Genomic DNA, 20,381 nt, shown 5'->3' on the forward strand with positions numbered 1-20,381 from the left:
TAAACTTTGCCCTTCTGTCCATTGCCTTTGTTCTGAGTGATCCACCATATAACGCGTGCCACGCGGCATCTCATTTTTTGGACTTTATTGGCTCTGGCAATCAGCCTGACGGCGGTGCGCCTGAGTTTGTCCAGCATCGAAAGTTACAAAGCCTTGCTTGCCGAAGAGGTGTCCGAAAAAGTCGGCTTGCCGGTCAAAATTGGGCGTTTAAGCGCAAAAATGCGCGGTTTCAACCCCGAGCTTTTGCTGAAAGACATCACCTTCGCCGATGCAGCTGATAAACCCGTTATCCAGCTGAAAGAAATCCGTCTGGGCATTAATGTTTGGGATGTGCTGCAAACCCGCGCTTTGTTGCCGTCCACATGGGTTTCTTTAGTGGGTGTCAAGCTCACCATCATCCGCAAAGCCGACGGCAGCATCGGTGTTGCCGGTTTAAAAGCCTCCGAAGGTGATCCTCTCTGGCTTCTACAAGGCCGACAATACGAGCTGTTGCACAGTGAAATCACTTGGCTGGATGCCAAGCTGCATGCCCGCCCGCTGACCATCAAACCGGTCGATATGGCGATCTTTAACGATGGCGACCAACACCGTATCAATATGTTGATGCGCTTGCCGGAAACATGGGGAAAGTCTTTACGGGTCAGCATGTCGCTAAACGGCAACTTCTTCCAGCCAGCAGCGGTGACCGGGCGGGTGTTTGTCGATGGCGACCAGTTGAATTTGCCGCAATGGTTGGCAAGCTATCTGCCCGAATCGGTCAAGGTGGCATCGGGCGTGGGTAGTTTGCAGGCGTGGTTAAAGCTGGAAGCCTCACAAGCAGTGACCTTAAAGGCCAAAGTCGATTTGCAGAAGCTGAAAATAATCAATAAAAATAATGTGTTGCTGCCTGTAAGTAGCTTGCATACCGGTTTGCAATGGACGCATAAAGGCCATTGGCAGCGGGCTGATTTTAAGGATTTGCAATGGAGTGACGTCGGTCAGCCAGCCCAAAGCTTTCAAACCCGTTTCAGTATTGGCGCGGCGCAAAATCCGCAGGATGGACGTTGGCGGCAACTGGCTTTGGTTGCCGATCAGTTAGATTTACAAGCGTTGGCGGCTATGGCGCAATTTGCCGATGGCTTGCCTGAAGCTTATCAAGCCGTCTTGGCGCAGGCGCAACCGACTGGCCTGCTGCAACAAGTCCGCGCTTTTGTGGATGCTGAAAAGGCCCAGTTTGCCGTGACCGGTCAATTTAACGGTTTGGCAATGACGGCTACTGAAAACCTACCAGGCTTTAGTAGTTTGTCCGGTCAGTTGCAGGGTACCGAGCAAGCCGGTTTTATCGACTTGGCTATGGAAAAAACCCGCTTGTCGATTCCTGCCGCTTTGCCAAAACCGTTGCCGTTGGAACATTTGAAAACACGTCTGCATTGGCGGCAACAAACCCACGATTGGCAAATCTCCACACCCGAAATGGAACTGGTCTTACCCCATCTGACGACCCAAAGCCGGTTTTGGCTGCATTTGCCAAAAACAGATAAACCACCGTTTTTAGATTTCAAAATGCAATTTGCCAGCGATGACACCGGCCCGCTGAGGGATTATTTGCCCATCAAAATCATGAAAGAAGATGACATTACTTGGTTTGGTCGGGCCTTTCCAAGCGGTGTGGTTAAAAACGGCGAATTGCAGTTTGCCAGCCATTTGGACAAATTCCCTAATAAACCCGACGAAGGTTTGTTCCATGTGCAATTGGATGTTGAGAAATTACAATTGATTTATGCGCCGGAATGGCCTGTCATGACCGACATTGTCGGCAGCGTCTTTATCGACAATCGCATACTCCGATGCGAGCTGCAATCCGCCAATAGCCACGGATTAAGCTTGGAAAAGTCTACGATGGTCAACCCCAATATGGGGATTAGCAAAACCATCACCATCAAAGGCGGATTGCATGGGGCCATCACCGATGTGTTCGGTTTTTTGCAAGACTCCGAGTTGAAAGACACGACCGCCATGTTTGTCAACGCCTTAACGCCTAAAGGCGACACCCACATCAATGTCGATTTGGAAATACCGCTAGGCGGTATCGGCGATCACCGCGTAGCGGTCAACGCCCAACTGAACGGCGCGGCTTTCAAAGTCAAGCCGGTGGATTTATGGTTGGAACACATTGTCGGTGAGTTGAAATTTACCAGCGATGCCGTCAGCAGCGATAACATCCGCGCCAAAGTGTTTGGTCAGCCCACCGAGATCAAATTCAGCACGCCCAACCCCGACAGTATTTTAATCAATGCCAAAGGTTCGGCGGGCATCGAACAATTGCAGCAGCAATTTAAAATGCCGGGCTGGGAATTGGCGAATGGCGAATTGGCTTACCAGTTGCAGTTGCTGTTGCCCGATAGTGCTGTGGGCGAGACCAACCCGACACACGCCAGTGTGACGATTGAATCGGATCTGCAAGGTGTGGATCTGCGCTTGCCTGGCGATTTGGCAAAGACCCGTACCCAAAAAACACCATTGTGGTTACGGATTGATCTCGATCAGGATCAAGTCTTGCCGATTGCCGTCAACTACGACCAGCGTTTAAAAGCGGCTGTCAAACTTGCCATGCCAGGGCAAACCATACAATCAGGCCATATCCTTGTCGGTAAAGGCGAAGCCCGCCTGCCAGAAAAAGACGGCCTTTGGATTGCCTTCAACCAAACCCCACTAAAAATGGATGAATGGTTAAAGCCGTCGCCGAATGATGTGGAGGAGGGCAATAACAATGCCGCCAATGGCAAAGCGCTGTTGCCTATCATCAAACAAATCCATATCCGCAGCCAAGATGTGCAATGGCAAGACAGTTCCTTAGGCCGTTTGGATATGTTGTTGCAGCCACAAGGCTCTTTTTGGTCGGCGCAAATTGAAAGTGCTTTTGGCTCGGGCACTGCCAAACTGCCGGTTGATTTTCAGGGTAGCGAAAAAGTCAGCCTAAATTTGGACATGCTCAACTTATCGGCCTTAAAGCAATTGCAAACGCCTAATGTTCAAGCCAACTTTTCTTCATCGACCAGCCAAGCCCGCTTTACACCGGCAAATTTGCCGCTCATCAGCATTAAAAGTGCGCAAACTTTATGGAAGGGTTTAGATTTGGGTAGCCTGTCAGTCGAAACTGAACGCTTACCTGACGGTTTGGCTTTCACTCAAGCCGATTTGATGGGCATCCGCCAGCAATTGGCGATGACCGGCGATTGGAAAATTAACAACGGACAATCGCAGAGCCAATGGCGTGGGCAATTGCAAAGCGCGAAAGTCGGGCAATTGTTGAAAGATTTGGGAATCACCAAAGATGTCGCTGAAACCAGCGGCAAACTCGATTTTGCTTTCAATTGGGCCGCCGCACCCCATGAATTTGCCGTTAAAAAATTGATGGGGCAAATCGATGTGCAACTTAAGGAAGGGCGTTTGCTCAGTGTTGAACCCGGTTTTGGGCGCATTTTGGGCATTTTGGCTTTGGAACAATGGACCAAACGCTTGCAGCTGGATTTTAGCGACGTTTTTGGCGAAGGCTTGACTTTTAACGTTATCAGCGGACATTTCGATATGGTCAAAGGGAAAGCCTACAGCAACAATTTGCAGGTCGATGCCGTGCCGGCAAAAATCACCTTAAAAGGCGACACCGATTTTGGAAAACGCATCATGGATTATCAGGTGGAAGTCGTCCCGAAAAGTGCCGATGCCTTACCCATTGCTGGTACAATCATGGGCAAGGTGACATCTATCCTGGCCCGCACATTGACCGGTAAAAACCAAGAAGGCTGGTTTTTTGGCTCGCACTATGAGGTCAAAGGCAAGTGGGATAATCTGGTGGTGATCCCCGAACACGAGAATGATGGCCTACTCCAAAAAACTTGGTCAGGTATTACCACGTTTCCTTGGTTAGGCGAAGCCAATAAAAAATAACAGGGAGATAACAATGAGCAAATGTGCAGCGATCCAAATGGCTTCCAGCCCACAAATTAGCTCCAACTTATTGATTGCCGAGCGGCTAATTGCCGAAGCAGCTAAAGCTGGAGCCGCCTTGGTGGCATTGCCGGAAAATTTTGCCTTAATGGGCGATCATGAACTGGACAAAGTTAAGGTCAAAGAAGCGGACGGCACCGGCCCAATCCAAGATTTCTTAGCCAGCACCGCCAAAAAATACGGTGTTTGGATTGTCGGTGGCACCATGCCGATAGCGGGTGATGCGCCCAATAAAGTCCGCGCCGCCTGTCTGATCTACAACGATCAAGGCGAACGTGTGGCGCGTTACGACAAAATGCATTTGTTTGATGTCAATGTGCCGGGCACAGAAGAAGTCTACCGCGAATCGGATTCCATCGAGGCAGGAGACCAGCCTTTGGTTATTGACACCCCGTTTGGTAAGTTGGGCGTGGCGGTTTGTTACGATCTGCGCTTCCCTGAGTTTTTCCGAAACATGGGTAAACAAGGCGTGGAAATTTTGGTCGTACCGTCGGCGTTCACTGCCGAAACCGGCGCGGCGCATTGGGAATTGCTGCTAAGGGCGCGGGCGGTGGAAAACCTCTGCTATGTGATAGCCCCTAACCAAGGCGGATTCCATAAAAATGGCCGTAAAACTTTTGGGCACAGCATGGTGATCGACCCTTGGGGCATTGTCTTGGATTGCTATAAAACCGGCAATGGTTTTGCCTGTGCCGATATTGATAGGGAGCGCGTGGCAAAAGTCCGCGCCAGTTTCCCTGTATTAAACCACCGTCGTTTGTTTTGTGAATAATATGCCATTGATCTTGAAAGCTGTTGTCATCGTCCTTGTTTTAGCTTCTTGCGGCGGTAAAGACAGCCGTTATCGCGATACCGAACTGTTGGAACGCCCACCCACATTGGCGATTGAAAAAAGCATCGACGAACCCGCCGTTGAACCCGATGTGAGCGTCATCCCTAAAAAATCCAGCAAACCCGGTTTGCGTGATGCGGTGGCGTTTGTTGAATCGGAACCAATGCGCATTACGATACGGCAAGATTACGAAACCGCTTGGCGCAGCATCGGCCTTGCCCTTAAGCAAAGGGAAATTAAGATAACCGACCACAATCGCGAACGCGGTTTATATTATGTCTATTACAGTTCAAAAGGTTTGTTCAGCGTGTTGCTTGCCAGTAAAGACGAACATCATGATGCCAATGTCATGCTGACCGTAGAGCCGGAAGACGGACTCGTGAAAGTGAAGGCAATCCCCGTTACCGTGTCCGATCGGGATGAGGCCGATGGATTTGCCACCAGCGACCAAGAATCCTTATTGCGTGACCTGTACGAAACTTTGCACGACGACTTAAAAGAAGAGTAAAACGTCCGGTTTTCACCGCCCTGCGGTTGTAAGACTGATTTCTTGGAACACTTTCTTATTTGCAAAATGGAACTACTGACACTTGCCAAACAGGCCATCCTTACACCCGCCAGCCTTCAGGACAGCGATATAGAACAAATTATGAACTGCCTGCTCAGCTCGGCGGTGGATGTGGCGGACATTTATTTCCAATCCAGCCATGCCGAATCTTGGGTGTTGGAAGGCGGGATCATTAAAGAAGGCAGCCATAGCATCGAACAAGGTGCCGGTGTGCGTGCCGTGTCCGGCGACAAAACCGGTTTTGCCTACAGCGACCGCATTGAATTGCCTGTATTGTTGGAAGCCGCCAACAATGTCAAAGCCATTGTCCGCCAAGGCCAAAACGCCAGCGTCAAACTACACCCGCAAGCCAGTCCTATCAGCTATTACGCACCGCTCAACCCGTTAAAGTCACTGCAAGACCAGCAAAAAATTGACTTGCTGAACTATGTCGATACGGAAACCCGCAAGCTTGACCATCGCATTGAAGAAGTCATCGTCAGCTTGGTAGGCGTTTACGAACAGGTGCTGGTAGCCAACCATGAAGGCGCATTGGCGGCGGATATCCGGCCTTTGGTGCGCATGAACGTCAGCGTCATCGTGGTGGAAAACGGACGACGTGAGCAAGGCAGCATGGGCGGCGGCGCGCGTAGCGATTACAGCTACTTCTTTGAAAATGACCGCGCTTTAAGCTATGCCCGCGAAGCGGTCAGACAAGCCTTGGTCAATTTGGAAGCGGGTGAAGCGCCCGCCGGCAATATGACTGTGGTGCTGGGTTCTGGTTGGCCCGGTATTTTGTTGCATGAGGCGATAGGTCACGGTTTGGAAGGCGACTTCAACCGCAAAGGCACATCGGCGTTTAGCGGACGCGTCGGCGAACGCGTGGCTTCCAGCTTATGCACCGTGGTGGATGACGGCACGTTAGCGGGTCGGCGCGGCTCACTGAGCATGGACGATGAAGGCACGCCAACACAAAATACGGTCTTGATTGAAAACGGCATTTTAAAAGGCTACATGCAAGACAAGCTCAACGCCCGTTTGATGGGCGTCAAGCCCACCGGCAATGGTCGCCGTGAATCTTACGCCTGCTTGCCGATGCCACGGATGACCAATACCTATATGTTGCCAGGCCAGCACGACCCTGAAGAAATCATCAAATCGGTCAAAAACGGCCTGTATGCGAAAAATTTTGCAGGCGGACAAGTGGACATCACTTCCGGCAAATTTGTTTTTTCCGCCAACGAAGCTTATCTGATTGAAGACGGCAAAATTACCCGCCCGGTCAAAGGCGCAACCCTAATCGGCAACGGCCCGGATGTGCTGACCAAAGTGTCGATGGTCGGCAACGATTTGCAACTGGATACCGGCGTCGGTACTTGCGGTAAAGACGGGCAAAGCGTGCCAGTCGGGGTAGGGCAGCCGACCTTAAAAATCGACAATATTACCGTGGGCGGAACAGGCGTTTAGAGAAAACTCAGTCGGGGGGTGACGAAGGATCCCTAACGATTGCCGCATCGACGTGTTGGGGTTCCTTCGTCACCCCAACCTACACAAAGGGAACACCGTGCAAAACCAAGAACACATCAATCATCTGAAAAACCTGGTCCAAAGCTTGTTGGACGAGGCCAAAAAACAAGGCGCAACCGCCGCCGAAGCGGGATTAAGCCAAGAGGACGGCTTGTCGGTTTCTGCGCGTTTGGGCGAAGTGGAAACCATCGAACACCATTGCGACCAAGGTTTGGGCATTACCGTTTATTTTGGTCAGCGCAAAGGTTCTGCCAGTACCAGTGATTTGTCGCCCGAATCCATCAAAGAAACCGTGAGCGCAGCGTGCAGCATTGCCCGTTACACCAGCGAAGACAGTTTTGCCGGCTTGCCAGACCCCGAACTGCTAGCAACGGAATTTCCCGATTTGGACGTTAACCATCCGTGGGGCATTCATGCCGATGAAGCCATCGCCATTGCCATCGAATGCGAAAATGCCGCCCGCGCTTACCATGCCGACATCAGCAATTCCGAAGGCGCGACGGTCAACACCCACCAAGGTATCCGCGTTTTAGGCAACAGCTTGGGTTTTCTGCAAGGCTATCAATCGACCCGCCACTCGCTTAGCTGTTCGGTATTGGCGCAACGCGGCGACAGTATGCAGCGCGACTACTGGTTTACCGTCGCCCGCAATGCTGCCGATTTGGAAAGCGCCAACGACGTTGGCATAAAAGCCGCTGAACGCACGTTGCGCCGCTTGGAAGCCAGACGTTTGCCCACGCAACAATGTCCCGTGCTGTTCAGTGCCGAAATTGCCACCAGCTTGTTGGGGTCGCTGATTGGTGCCATCAGTGGCGGTGCCTTGTATCGTAAATCTTCCTTTTTGTTGGATGCATTGGATACGCCAATTTTTCCCGATTTTGTCCATGTTTACGAACAGCCGCATCTGCGCGGCGCCTTAGGTAGCGGCAATTACGATGGCGAAGGGGTCGCCACGCAAACCCGCGATCTGGTCAGCGATGGCATCCTGCGTAGCTACGTGCTAGCCAGTTATTCTGCCCGCAAGCTGGGTTTAAAAAGTACAGGCAACGCCGGCGGTGTCCGTAACTTGACGATTACGCCCGGCGCGTTGGATTTTCAAGCTTTGGTGCAACACATGCATACCGGCCTACTGGTGACCGAACTGATGGGGCAGGGCGTTAACAACGTCACCGGCGATTATTCGCGCGGTGCGGCGGGTTTTTGGGTAGAAAATGGCGTGATCCAATTCCCGGTTGAAGAAATCACCATCGCCGGAAACTTAAAAGAAATGTTCAAACAAATTGTCGCTATCGGCAGCGATGTGGATTATCGCGGCAATATCCGCACTGGTTCGATATTGGTCGAAAAAATGTCGGTGGCGGGGGAATAAATTTTCAAGATTTGGAGCAAACCATGTCCGTCAATTTACAAGCTAAAGCTACTTGGATCAGTGAAGAGGAATACCTGGAAGGTGAGTTAATCAGCGAAACCAAGCATGAATATATCGACGGCGAAGTGTTCGCGATGGCGGGCGCCAGCCGTAACCATGAACGCATTGCGGGCAATATTTATCGTCACTTAGGCAACCATTTACAAGGCAAACCCTGCGAACCGTTCAGCTCTGACCTGAAAGTCAAAGTCGGCAGTAAATTTTTCTATCCCGATGCGATGGTGGTTTGTGATGAACCCAACCCGCACAGCTATTACAGCCAATCGCCTACGCTCATCGTGGAAGTGTTGTCGAAAACCTCACGGCGTATGGATGAAACCACCAAACGCATGGCTTACCAAAGCATCCCCACCTTGCAAGAATATGTGCTGATCGAGCAAGATTTTGTCGATGTGGAAGTGTGCCGGAAAAGCCAAGGCTGGGTGTCTGAGCATTATTTCTGGGGCGATAGCGTGAGTTTTGAGTCTGTCGGCATGACCCTGACTGTGGCTGAAATTTATGACCGGGTTGATAATGAAGAAGTGCTGGGGTTGTTGCAAGCCGCATTAAATGAGCCTGGCACAATCGCTATTGAATAATCCCAGATGGGTTTTGATTTGCCGTACAAGCGCCATCTAACTTAAGCGCGTTTATCCGTGTTGGTTGCCTGCCAACATTTTTCTAGCAAAGCCCGGAAGGCTTCATCTTCGGGGATTTCATTGATGTGGCTGTCTGCCAATTCAGCATCGTAAAGTGTTTGACCGCCTTGTTTTAAGGCAGCTTTCAAAATCGCTTCGCTTTCTTCTATTTTTCCCAGCAAAAACAATGTGTAGGCTTGGTTGCCAAGCTTTATCGCTTTATTTTCGTGTGCTGAACGATTGATGGCTTGTTCAAAATGACTTAATGCTGTTTGTAATAGCTGATTGCTTTGTTCCAGATTGTTACGGTGTTTTTTTGCATCTAATAGCAGGATAAAGCCTTTACTGTTTAACGCCTTGGCGACTTGTTCCTGTAAATCCACCGCTGTGGTATTGCCAAAGCGTCCAAGCAGGTCGTCATACGCAGCAATTTCTTCCTCTTGCCGTTGCAATTGTCCCAAGGTAACGCCTTTGTTGACTAATGCCTTGGCGACTTGTTCCTGTAAAGCCACCACTGTTGCATCGCCAAAGCGTCCAAGCAGGTCGTCATACGCAGCAATTTCTTCCTCTTGCCGTTGCAATTGTCCCAAAGCAAAGCCTTTGTTGAATAATGCCTTGGCGACCTGTTCCTGTAAAGCCACCGCCGTGGCATCGCCAAAGCGTCCAAGCAGGTCGTCATAAGCGGCAATGGCTTCCTGAGGCCGTTGCAATTGCCCCAAGGTAACGCCTTTGTTGATTAATGCCTTGGCGACCTGTTCCTTTAAAGCCACCGCTGTGGTATTGCCAAAGCGTCCAAGCAGGTCGTCATAAGTGGCAATGGCTTCCTGAGGCCGATGCAATTGCCCCAAGGCAACGCCTTTATTGACTAATGCGGCGGCGACATCTTCCTGTAAAGCTAAGTCTGTGGCATCGCCAAAGCGTTCCACTAGGTCGTTATAAGCTGCAATCGTTTCCTCAAGACGTTGCAATTGACCCAAAGCAAAGCCTTTGTTGAACATAGAGTGTGATATTAATTCAAGCTGACGTGGTTCTTTGTTGTTTCCATGATGTTGCAGTAATTCATTTGTAACTGTGATGCCTTTTTCTAATGAACCACTAACAAAATAGGCCGTTGCCAAATTCCCTAATAAATAAAAATTTGCCGGAGTTTTATGCAGCCCCTGTTGGGCAATGGCTATAACTTCCTGAAAATCCCCGCGTTGCAGCGATTTACCAATATGTTGCAGATAAATATCGGCATCGTCGGATATTTTTTGGATGGTTTTAGCCAATTGTCGATATGGTGCATCGGTGCTAAATAGATCGCCTTCGTCGACCAGTAAGCGATCGGCAAATGCCAATAATGGATGGTAAGGAATTACCAAGGGCTTTTCGTGGTTAACAGCGCCTTTAAAATCTTTGGCGATTTTTTGCATTTTGTCGAAAAACGGCGTGCCTTTTTCAGTCGGTACAACAGGCACCGGCGAGGCGACTAATATCACTTGCGGGTTTAGCGGTGCGTGTTTGCGGATGGAATCAAACACGCGCTTGGCACCGTCCAAATTTTGCCCGTTTAAGTTGAACACCAGCACGATAATGTCGGCAAGTTGGTGGGTGGCGATGCCGCCGATTTCTGATAAGCCTGTGCGGGAGTCGATGAACACATAATCCGGTTCAAAGCAGTTAATGATATGACCGCGCAGGTTTTCGAGGATTTTGTAGCCTTCTTGTTGGGTGTAAAAATCGTTCCACGTTGAGCCGTTAAGAAAATCCAGATAACCTGCATCCAGATGGCGGCCTGCGGGCATTAGCCAAACTTTGCCTTCATCGTTGGGTTCGCCTCGGCATTCGTGGATGTAGCCATCTAAGGTTTCTGGCGGGCCTTCTTGTAAGCAAGTTTTGATGTATTCACTAAATCCGGCAGGCTTTTTTTCGCCGCTTTTAGGTTTGAAGGCATCAAAATTGAGTAAGCCAGGGGCTTCTAAGTCCAAATCCATCAACACGATTTTTTTACCGCCAGCGGCTAAGGCTCTGGCGCAATTGGCTAAAGCCAGTGTGCGCCCCACGCCGCCTTTGTAGGAATAAAAGGCGACGAAGCGGGTGAGATTGGGGAGGTTTTCTGTGGAAGGGGTCATTTGTTGTTTGTCGCGAATACCAGTTGTGGTTTGCCCATTTGCGCTATGCGGTTGTTATCGATGTATGGATACTCGCGTTTTTGTTTTTGCAAGTTTGGGTTATCGATAATAGTTTTCATTGGCGCGACATCCGCCAAAGCTTCTGCGCCTAAAGCAGACAAAAATAATTCATGGTTTCTACCGCGTTTGAAGCGGTAAATCAGGCCAGCGCTTTCCAATTTTTTGATTTCATTGGAAACATGGTTTTTTTCTTTGCCACAACGTTCGGATAATTTCGTTGGCGTGATGCCAGCTTCTTTTTGGATATGGGTCATCAATAAGCCCGAAACGGTTGATGGCAATACCAAGCGCAATTGCTCCAACGGTTTGCCGCTATCTAAGGCTAAGGTCATTACGTCACCCAATGCCCGCCAACGGTCGCCCGGTTTGCCAGTATTATCAAAATGGTCTGCTAATGCTGACAACTCGCCACAACAGGCTTTGATACGCTGCATGGCTTGGGCATCTTGTTGCAATAAGGCCGAAGTGGCTGCTGCGGTTAACCAAGCCTTTTCGCGGTGTAAAGTGGCTTCATCTTGATTTTGCAGGGCTTTTTTATAGCTATCGCAATGTTCTGTTATTTTGTCCATTGTTCACTTATTTATAAAAATTAGTGTGAATTGAAATTGTATATTACGCAGGGTTCATTGTTATATCAACGTCTACTATGAACAATAATGGATTTATTTTTTGGATTTGCAAGGTATCGTGTTTTTCGGGGCGATAGGCAACCAGCGGTTCTTTGTTACCGTCAGTATTGCAAATAAAAACTGCTGAACTGTGTTCATTGCCTGCTATCCGGCAATTATCTATAAAGCGGCTTAAACCTGCGGACATGGCAGGCACTAAAAACAGCTCAATGGGCATAGTTTTCCAAAGCCCATCACACAAAAAATCCAAGCAAATCGGTGTTGCCACTTTGCCTAAAGCGGAATGGCGGATCACTAAATGGTTGGCGAGCTGGGTTGGTTCAAACGCTGGCGATTTAAGCTTGAAAAGTTTGTAGGTTTCATCGGCAGTCAATGTAAAACGTTGGCGTTTGTCTTGTTGCCATTCAATTTTGCCCATGTGGTTGAAGGCTGTGCAGCGGTTGCTGTAATGGCTGTTTTCTTGGTTTTCAAACACATGGCAAGTGCCAGCGATGACCAAATGGATAACGCGACTGAAGGCGTTGTTTTGCAAAAGCCATTGGCTGATGGTGGTTTGCAAGGTTTTGGTCATCACCAATTCAGGGAAGATGAGGATATGCACGCCGTGTTGATGAGCGGCTGTTAATATCGAAATGATGCGTTCTTGTAATTCTTCCGCATTTTTTGCGCCGCTACACCAAAAGGGAATGCTGCCGTCCAATCGTCCGGCTTCGGTATTATGCTCCCAATCCATATCATTCTTACCCGCATAAGGCGATAGACCGATTTTTAGCTGTTTTTCTGAAAATAGCGTATCGAAAATGTCGCTGCGTCTTATCTGTAGATCGGTGGATAGCTCTATCTCTTGCCAATGGTGGCGCAAGCTTAAAATGCCTTGCGTTCCAAGGCTATAGTTGGGTTTAAAGCGTCGATTTTTAGGTATGGCATTGGCTATCGGGCTGTTGCTTTGTCGAACCAGTAGGAAGCGTGATTGGTTAAGCGTCTGTTCGATATGGCCTGAAAGCAAATGTGGGTGAGGTTGTTGCAAAAAACGCTTATCCCAATCGAGCAAAATTCCGTAGGCAGTCAAATAATCGTCATCGGAAAATTGGGTTTTCGTCAATAATTTCTTGATGTTAGGTTGTTTCGGTAGAAGATGGGTTTGTAGTTGTTTGGGGGCGCAGCGGTTGACACTTTCCGCCAACCGCTGGCTGTCTTTGCAGACAAAACGCACATACAGTTCACACCATTGCGCCAGAAAAGCGTCATCGAACAGCTTATTCATAAGCAAATGGCCTGTTAAGCTTGGATGCCCCGCACAACATCCGCCACCAATTCCGGCCCGCGATAAATCAAGCCGCTATAAACCTGTACCAAGCTCGCACCAGCGGCGATTTTTTCTTGGGCATCTTCAGCCGTTAAAATTCCGCCAGCGGCGATGATGGGGATTTTTCCGCCCAATTCCGCCGCCAAGCCGCGAACCACGTACGTCGATTTCTCTTTGACAGGCGCACCGCTTAAGCCGCCCGTTTCGTTGGCAAGCGGGTGGTTGGCGATGGCGTCGCGTGCGATGGTGGTGTTGGTGGCGATCACGCCGTCTATGGCGTATTCCAATAATAATCTGCCGATGTGGCTGATTTCTTCATCCGTTAAATCGGGGGCGATTTTAACCACTAGCGGCACATAACGGCTGTGTTCTTGTTGCAGTTTGAGCTGTTCTTCCTTCAATTGCGCGATGAGGTTTTTGATTTCATCGCCTTGTTGCAATTGGCGCAGGTTTTGGGTGTTGGGCGAGGAAATGTTGATGGTGATGTAACTGGCATGTGGATAGGCTTTGCGTAGGCCGATCAGGTAATCATCGGCGGCATTAGCGATGGGCGTGTCGAAGTTTTTGCCGATGTTGATACCTAATATGCCTTGGTATGGTGAGTTTTTGACTTGTTCCAGCAGATGGTCGATGCCCAAATTATTAAAGCCCATACGGTTGATGATGGCTTGATGTTCGGGCAGGCGGAACAAGCGCGGTTTGGGGTTGCCCGGCTGTGGGCGTGGTGTGACGGTGCCGATTTCGATAAAGCCGAAACCTAAAGCGGCGAGCGCATCGATATAATCACCGTTTTTATCCAAACCTGCAGCCAAGCCGACGGGATTTTTTAACGTTAAGCCCATGATGGTGACGGGCTTGTCGGCTAATGGGGGATTGGTCAAGCGGCTTAAGCCGGTTTGATGCGCGGTTTTGAGCAGTTTTAAGGTGACTTCGTGCGCGGTTTCGGGATCTAGCGAAAATAATAATGGGCGAAGCAGCGGGTAGATATTCATGGTGTCGTTGTTGGCGGGTTGCGGGCGGATAGTGGATGCCGATTTGGGTTGGGCGAACCGCTTAACAGTGAAGCGGTTGTTGCGGGGCTTGCGCTAAGCCGTTGTTGTTTTGGGCTTGTTTCCAAGCTATTTTTGTAGGGAAAAATAGCTTGGATGAATGGGCTGGTTAAGGTTTGGCGGGTGTGGTGTCAATATCTAACGGATCAAGGTCGTCTTTGGTATTGCCATCGTTAATTAAGAATTCGCGGCGTTGTTTGTAGCTGCTTCTAATAAAGTCGTAATGGTCTTCGCCGCTGGCTTCATTGACGATTTTTTCGGTGGTCAGCAAATTGGCGCGGGTGTCGATGATTTCAATGGCTCTTGCCCCGTAGACGGCGGCATTGGCTGTTGTGCCGCCAAAGATGGACACGTAGGTGAGCGGGTTGAACATGGCGTCGCCAACCAAGCCGGCGGCATCACGCGGGGAGCTTGGCCCCCAAAACGGTAAGACAAAATAGGAGCCGGAGGGTACGCCCCAAACGGCAAGGGTTTGTCCGAAATCTTCGTTGTGTTTGGTGAGGTCAACCGCATCAGCGACATCGATCAATCCGCCCAAGCCCAGTGATGAGTTAATCAGCAAACGTCCGGCATCGGCGCTGCCTTGGCTGAATTTTAATTGCAGGAAGTCGTTGATGGTGACGCCAATGTCATTGACGTTGCTGAACAGGTTGCTGACGCCTTGGTCAACAAAACTAGGCGTGATCTTTTGGTAGCCTTGGGCAATCGGTTTAAGCACCGTTCTGTCAACACTGTCGTTGAATGCCTGTAGATTTTTGTTCCATCCTTGAAAGTGTTGGTCTTCGTAAGTTGCGCTGGGCGTGGCGGCGCAGCCTTGTAAAATCGCGGCGGCGATCAGGCTACAAAATAGCGGGTGGGGGCGGTTAATACGCAACATTTTTACTCCCTGCATGGCTAGCATTTATATTAATTAGGTTTGTTCTAGCCAAAATATTGATGTGGGGCTTAAATGCGGGCATTATCCGTATCAAGGTACTTCGGCGATTGGCTAATTTTAACATTAGAAAATCAATCCGTGGGGGCTTAATTCAAGCACTTATGTCGTTTTCCACACAGGCTGTGGATAAGTGTGTGCATAACATCTGGATAAGGCTGCTAAGTGTCCGTTCCTGTTAAGGGATTCTTGGATTGTAGTCTTTTTGTACGTTTTTTTAAGTTATAAAAATCAATTGCTTGTGTTGTTTGTCTGGTTTCACGGAAGAAAATGATGGCGTTGCTAAGCCATTGATCTAAGAATTTCACCATTGTGCATAAGCAAAAGGGATTAGTACGTTTTGCAAGTCTTTTTTATCTTTTTTCCCCTCTAAATAAAGCCAAAGCCATGTTAATTTTTATTGTGTTGAGTTTAGTTTTGTGTGTCTTGGTGCAAATAGGCAGTCCATTCTTGGATTATTTGCAGGATTCTCTGGTGATGTACGCGTGCTTGGGCGTTGCGTTGCTTTGCTTTTTAGGGGAGCTGTCAAAAAAATTGCCTAATTATCTTTGTTACGATGGTTTTTCGGCGGCGGCGTTGGTGCTGTGGTTTGCCTATTGGAAGCCGGATTTTAATGATGATTCGCCGATTTTCTTTTTCTTTCCGCTGTATTTTGTTTTTGTCGGCAGCTTTATGACCTTATACCTGTTGGCGCAAGTCGATAAGATCGATAAGGAAACTTTGCGTTACATGCAAGGCTATCTTAGCTATACCACGTTGCTGAAGCCTTGGTTGGTGATGCCGGGTGTGTTGGCAAGCTTAGCGTTTACTGAACACTATTTGCTTTTTCCGGTGATGATGACTTTGTTGATGATACGTTTTGCTTTCGCAAGCTGTATGGAACGCAAACCGGTTTAGGTTTAGGTTTGGGCGGTAGCGGCAGGTTTTGGAGCCTGCCGCACGGTATGGACGGGGTTAACTGCGTCGATAACGGGTTTTTGACGCTTTGCCTTTGCTGGCTAGTTTGGTTTTGACAATCGCTTTATGGCTATGGCTGGGCGCTTTTTTACTGCTGGCAAAATGGCTGACAGAATGTTTGCTTGCTTTGCTGTGTTTGCTTGCAGAGTGCTTAACTGCCGATACTTTTCTTACATGATGGGCTGCGCTTCTGGCAGGGCTTGGGCGATTTACCAATACTGTGGAGGCGTGGTTGCCGCAACCCAGCAGATAAGGTGCTGATCCGGCATAAGAACTGGTCAGGCTGGTGATGTTTTTGCCTATGCCGTAAGGATTGGCGAAGCCGTTATCCATCATGCGCGTCATCAACTGATAACGTTCTGCGCTGGTCATACCGCCCATGACGACGCCAATCAAGTGCCGGCCATTTTGTGAAGCCGAAGAAATTAAGTTGTAGCCAGAGCCGCAAGTAAAGCCGGTTTTCATGCCTTCTGCGCCGGGATATTTGGCGGTGAATTTGTTGATGCCGGGCATTTCACGGCCTTTAAAGTAAAAGCTATGGGCGGCAAAATAAGGGTAGTAGTTGGGGAAATGGCGTTGGGTTTTCCAAGCCAACATCGCCATATCGCGCGGGGTGGTTACTTGCCAGTCATGAGGAAGGCCCGTGGCGTTCATGAAATGGGTGTCGAACATACCCAGATCATGCGCTTTTGCGGTCATTTTGACGGCAAAATTCACTTCGCTACCGCCGATATGTTCGGCGAGCACAACAGAGGCATCATTAGCTGAGCGGGTAATTAAGGCCAAGATGGCTTCTTCAACAGTGATGGTTTCGTTCGTCCGCAACCCTAGCTTGCTGTTGGGTTGCCGTGCGGCGTTAGGCGAGGCGGTCATCCGGTCGTTCAGGCTAATCAGGCCGTCGTTCAGTGCCGAAAAAGTCATGTACAACGTCATCACTTTGGTCAGCGAGGCCGGAAACCAAGCGTGGGTGGCATTGGTTTCGTAGATGACACTGCCATCGCTGGCGTCAATCAAAATGGCGGCATGATGGGCAGCGTGGCTGCTTGTAGAGACCGTGAGGAAGATAGCGGTCAGGACAATAGTCAGGAAGGATTTAAGATTCGACATTGACGGATGGAAATAAAGTCAAAATTAAAAATATACAGTTACGTGTGGGTACTGTGGTGGCAGTGCGGAAGAGCAGAATTACAAAATCGGTTTGTGAAGATAAAACAAACGGCTAGGCACAAGCCAGTTTTATCTAAGGTTTTAATTTTTCAAAAGGCTGTATTTCAGTAGGCGGAAGCCTCTGTTTTTTAAAAGCTTACGGTTTATGGGTCAGGGCATGACAGGCAAACGGGGCATTGTTTTCGCAAATCCCCCAATAACGCCCGACATCACCTTCACTGTTTGGCTTCCAGTTTTCTGAAAAAGCTTCAAAGACGGTACCGGTGATGCCTTTGGCTTGTAACTTTTTAAAGGTGGACTGCACTACCAGCGCTTGGTTTTTCTGGCTGGCTTTGACACAGGCCTGTCCGCTGTTTTTATTGGCGACGCTTAGGCCATCCGGGCCGTTGGGCCAGCCAAATTCGGTAATGACAACTTCTTTACCTGGATAGGCGCGTTGCACTTCTTCAACACGGGCCAAGTGGAAATCGGCGGCTTTTTCGGCGGGTACACAAGTGTGCAGGCTGGAATGGATGCTTTCCCACCACGGAAAGATGTTAATGCCTATCCAATCGACTTGCGCGCCAAATTGGGTTTGTCCGCAAGGTTGCGAGCGGTTGCACCATTCCCACCACGTATCAATAGTGGTGACAGGTTGCTTGACGCCCGCTTCCCGCAAACCTGCCAGGCAGCGGCTGATTTCGCCATCAAACGCATAATCATGGCGTGTCCTGACTTCCGAACCGCAGCTTAATTTGATGATGGTTTTTGGGTAGGCTTTGGCAACGGCGATGCCTTTGCTGATCGATTGCGAGTTGACGGCGGGGTCTTTGTCGATCCAAAGGATGGCAATGACTTTGATTTTTCGGGCTTCGGCGGCGGCAAAGGTGTAATCGAGGCCATTAAGCACGCCGTAAGTCATAATGCAGCGGAAAGGTGTTTTTTTTATTAGGGTATCCAGCAGCTGGTCGATCAATTGTTTTGAAGGGGCTGGGCCATAGTCGGGGCTTAGTGTGCCGACATAAGGGCTAAACGCCACACACTGCATGGGTTTTGCGGCGTGTGGCGTTTTTGTTTGCGCATAACTGTTGTGTAGGCTGAATAACGGTAGCAACAAAAGAGGCCATAGCCAATGCTTAGCTTTACAGGGAAGGGTCATGATGGGTTTTTAGGGTCCAAAGTAAGCGCTATGCGGTAAATCATGGATATATGGATGAATTATAGCTGCAAATCTGTTGGATGATGGTACGGATATTCTTGTGTTACTGCAAAATAAATGTGAAATACCCGACAGGGGGTTCCTGTGAGTGGTATTGGGTCTAAAGGGAAAACCTGTGGTGTTTAGTGGTCGGGTCTGGATAGGCTATGCGGTATCCAAACGGCTTTATTGGCATTGTGATAAGACAAGAGCACGCCGTTGTCGGCTGCCGCCAGCAAAGGTAATGCTGACGGGCCGGTTGCCCAGCCAAATTGGTCGGGCGTCAGCATGGCGGTTTTTACATTGTCGCCCAGTCCATAAACATGCAGACGCAAAAAGTCATCCATGACGTATAAAGTGCTGGAATCGGGGCTGAATGCTAAGTTTGCCACTTGCGGCGCAATAACTTTGGTGGCTTGTGTGTCGGTGTCGGTCGTGGCAAGCGTGCCGTCATTTTTCCAAATATGGAGTGTATAGACAATGCTTTGGTTGCCGCCAGACTCTTCCATGCCAAAGGCAAACCACGCATTATCAGGGCTGGTTGCGCAGTGGCTGGAAATGGAATGGCTGCCTGGAGCCAGTTTTTGCGGAACGTCCAGTTTAAGCACTTCCTTTTCGGTGGAGCTGTAAGTGCCTGCCAGCTCTATTGTGGACGTACCACAATAAAACACCTGTTTGCCGTCGTCGGAAAAATGCGAGGGTTTGAAGTTAATGGTATCGGCAAAAAGGTAGTCGTTCAGCTTTTGTGGTTGTTCGCCAAGCGTCCACTGTTCCAGCCGGTCGTAGGCGTGTACGAAAAGGCTTTCATTATCGCCGTCAAAGCCCATGTGCTGGTAGCTGGCGGGCAGGCCGTAGCCAGAAGCCGGTATTTCCCTTGGCACAATAATCGGTTGGATGGTTTGTTCGGCAGCGTCAGGGTCGCTGTCCAGCGTGCCTAAAGGGTAAATGGCAACATTCATGTCTTCGCTGCCGACTAAAAGATAAGCTCCGTTCGGGCTGAACATTTGGTACTTTGTCCATGCAGAAGCGGGTTCACCGGTAAGGGTTGCCAGCAAAGCGCCCTTATCGAGGTTATAGATTTTGATCGTGTGTTCGAAGCGTTCGCCTTTTTCCCTGACAGCAAGCAAATCCCCTGAACGGCTGAGCGATGCTTTGCCTTCCAAGTTTTTTACAGACCAGCGTCCATTGCCTGTTTTGACATCCCAAACATCAACACCCGCCGTTGACAAGGTGACCGCTGTGCTGCCATCAGGCGTGACGGCAAGGCCGTAAAGGGATGTGCTGCTTTCCAATTGGAAAGTGACAGGGCTATTAGGATCGCGTTCTTGAACCCAATACAACTGGGTTGGATTTGACTTAAACAGAAAACCAAGTGCTTGTTGACCGGCATAAAAGCCAAATGCCCATAACAGCAACAGCATCACATTGACGGATTCACGGCCTTGTTTATAAATTCGCCAAGCCGCCATTAGGGCAGTAAAAGCTATGCAAATGAGTAAGCTATAAATAGTTGCCTGGGACATTGTGCTTGCCTCTACTCGATTGGTGGCGATAGGGATGCGCTGGACCTGATGCCAGTCCAGCGCGGATAACAACCTTTAAGCGATCTCTTCAACGACAGGTTGCTCGGCTTTCAGCAAATCAGCAACCAACGCCACGTAAGCCTGCAATTGCGGGGTCACTGGAATTTTCCAAGCCCTGCCCACAACATACGCCATTATATTGGTTAACCAAGGGCGGTTAGAACGAGCGTGTTGCAGGTTGAAATGATAAGACTCCCCGTCAGTGCTGATGGAAAAGTCTTCCAGCCAGACTTCAATCGCTTCGGATTCCCCGTACAGCGTGGTTTTTGCATAGACTTTGCGGGTGTCCAGATCGACACTAAAGTCGCTTAATTCGGCGATGCCCTTAAGCACTTTGTTGGCTACCCAAACGACCATTGATTTTGGTGTCCATTTGACCGCCATTTTGATTAAACGAGTTTTATAACTCATGCTTGCCCCTGTTGTTATTGTGGTTGGAATTGTTGTTTTACTGATCAGCTATTTT

At 49.4% G+C, this 20,381-nt stretch carries 16 protein-coding genes; 7 read left to right on the forward strand and 9 right to left on the reverse strand.

Annotated elements, in window-relative coordinates; all coding sequences use genetic code 11:
* Nucleotides 1–36: 36 nt before the first annotated feature.
* The 6 genes from ACYQ1O_RS06170 to ACYQ1O_RS06195 all read left to right on the forward strand — a co-directional run bounded on the left by ACYQ1O_RS06170 (nucleotide 37) and on the right by ACYQ1O_RS06195 (nucleotide 8,900).
* On the forward strand, nucleotides 37–3,927 hold the full coding sequence (locus ACYQ1O_RS06170; RefSeq protein WP_459990780.1) for a YhdP family protein: 3,891 nt from the start codon (nucleotides 37–39) through the stop codon (nucleotides 3,925–3,927).
* Between the two features lie 13 nt (nucleotides 3,928–3,940).
* On the forward strand, nucleotides 3,941–4,759 hold the full coding sequence (locus ACYQ1O_RS06175; protein WP_459990781.1) for a carbon-nitrogen hydrolase family protein: 819 nt from the start codon (nucleotides 3,941–3,943) through the stop codon (nucleotides 4,757–4,759).
* 1 nt (nucleotide 4,760) lies between these two features.
* The gene (gene bamC, locus ACYQ1O_RS06180) at nucleotides 4,761–5,327 is read left to right on the forward strand and encodes an NlpB/DapX family lipoprotein (RefSeq protein ID WP_459990783.1); all 567 of its coding nucleotides are present in this window, start codon (nucleotides 4,761–4,763) and stop codon (nucleotides 5,325–5,327) included.
* Nucleotides 5,328–5,393: 66 nt separating this feature from the next.
* Nucleotides 5,394–6,833, forward strand: a complete 1,440-nt coding sequence (gene tldD, locus ACYQ1O_RS06185; RefSeq protein WP_459990784.1) for a metalloprotease TldD — start codon at nucleotides 5,394–5,396, stop codon at nucleotides 6,831–6,833.
* Nucleotides 6,834–6,930: 97 nt separating this feature from the next.
* Entirely contained in the window at nucleotides 6,931–8,262 is a 1,332-nt protein-coding gene (gene pmbA, locus ACYQ1O_RS06190) for a metalloprotease PmbA (protein WP_459990785.1), read from the forward strand.
* A 23-nt stretch (nucleotides 8,263–8,285) separates the two neighbouring features.
* Nucleotides 8,286–8,900: a Uma2 family endonuclease gene (locus ACYQ1O_RS06195; RefSeq protein WP_459990786.1), complete on the forward strand. Its 615-nt coding sequence runs from the start codon at nucleotides 8,286–8,288 to the stop codon at nucleotides 8,898–8,900.
* A gap of 41 nt (nucleotides 8,901–8,941) precedes the next feature.
* Here the strand turns inward: ACYQ1O_RS06195 and ACYQ1O_RS06200 are convergent, their stop codons facing one another.
* From ACYQ1O_RS06200 to ACYQ1O_RS06220, 5 genes are all read right to left on the reverse strand, one after another.
* Entirely contained in the window at nucleotides 8,942–11,053 is a 2,112-nt protein-coding gene (locus tag ACYQ1O_RS06200) for a KGGVGR-motif variant AAA ATPase (RefSeq protein WP_459990787.1), read from the reverse strand.
* Nucleotides 11,050–11,682, reverse strand: a complete 633-nt coding sequence (locus ACYQ1O_RS06205; protein WP_459990788.1) for a winged helix-turn-helix transcriptional regulator — start codon at nucleotides 11,680–11,682, stop codon at nucleotides 11,050–11,052. Before ACYQ1O_RS06205 ends, ACYQ1O_RS06200 begins: the two co-directional genes overlap by 4 nt.
* 43 nt (nucleotides 11,683–11,725) lie before the next feature.
* On the reverse strand, nucleotides 11,726–13,006 hold the full coding sequence (locus ACYQ1O_RS06210; protein WP_459990789.1) for a hypothetical protein: 1,281 nt from the start codon (nucleotides 13,004–13,006) through the stop codon (nucleotides 11,726–11,728).
* Nucleotides 13,007–13,020: 14 nt separating this feature from the next.
* The gene (locus ACYQ1O_RS06215) at nucleotides 13,021–14,040 is read right to left on the reverse strand and encodes a quinone-dependent dihydroorotate dehydrogenase (protein WP_459990790.1); all 1,020 of its coding nucleotides are present in this window, start codon (nucleotides 14,038–14,040) and stop codon (nucleotides 13,021–13,023) included.
* 166 nt (nucleotides 14,041–14,206) lie between these two features.
* Nucleotides 14,207–14,974 (reverse strand): MlaA family lipoprotein, encoded by a 768-nt coding sequence (locus ACYQ1O_RS06220; RefSeq protein WP_459990791.1) that lies wholly within the window; start codon nucleotides 14,972–14,974, stop codon nucleotides 14,207–14,209.
* A 444-nt stretch (nucleotides 14,975–15,418) separates the two neighbouring features.
* Between ACYQ1O_RS06220 and ACYQ1O_RS06225 the strand changes: the two genes are divergently transcribed.
* Nucleotides 15,419–15,928, forward strand: a complete 510-nt coding sequence (locus tag ACYQ1O_RS06225) for a hypothetical protein (protein ID WP_459990792.1) — start codon at nucleotides 15,419–15,421, stop codon at nucleotides 15,926–15,928.
* Nucleotides 15,929–15,985: 57 nt separating this feature from the next.
* On the opposite strand, the gene ACYQ1O_RS06230 is transcribed toward ACYQ1O_RS06225, so the two are convergent.
* The 4 genes from ACYQ1O_RS06230 to ACYQ1O_RS06245 all read right to left on the reverse strand — a co-directional run bounded on the left by ACYQ1O_RS06230 (nucleotide 15,986) and on the right by ACYQ1O_RS06245 (nucleotide 20,326).
* Nucleotides 15,986–17,095 carry a D-alanyl-D-alanine carboxypeptidase family protein gene (locus tag ACYQ1O_RS06230; RefSeq protein ID WP_459990793.1) on the reverse strand — a complete coding sequence of 370 codons (1,110 nt, stop codon included), beginning with the start codon at nucleotides 17,093–17,095 and terminating at the stop codon, nucleotides 15,986–15,988.
* A 196-nt stretch (nucleotides 17,096–17,291) separates the two neighbouring features.
* Nucleotides 17,292–18,293 carry a glycosyl hydrolase family 17 protein gene (locus ACYQ1O_RS06235; protein ID WP_459990794.1) on the reverse strand — a complete coding sequence of 334 codons (1,002 nt, stop codon included), beginning with the start codon at nucleotides 18,291–18,293 and terminating at the stop codon, nucleotides 17,292–17,294.
* Nucleotides 18,294–18,475: 182 nt separating this feature from the next.
* Nucleotides 18,476–19,855 (reverse strand): WD40 repeat domain-containing protein, encoded by a 1,380-nt coding sequence (locus tag ACYQ1O_RS06240; RefSeq protein WP_459990795.1) that lies wholly within the window; start codon nucleotides 19,853–19,855, stop codon nucleotides 18,476–18,478.
* A gap of 75 nt (nucleotides 19,856–19,930) precedes the next feature.
* Nucleotides 19,931–20,326: a hypothetical protein gene (locus ACYQ1O_RS06245; RefSeq protein WP_459990796.1), complete on the reverse strand. Its 396-nt coding sequence runs from the start codon at nucleotides 20,324–20,326 to the stop codon at nucleotides 19,931–19,933.
* Nucleotides 20,327–20,381: the final 55 nt, after the last annotated feature.

The sequence above is a fragment of the Methylosoma difficile genome, from assembly GCF_054657615.1.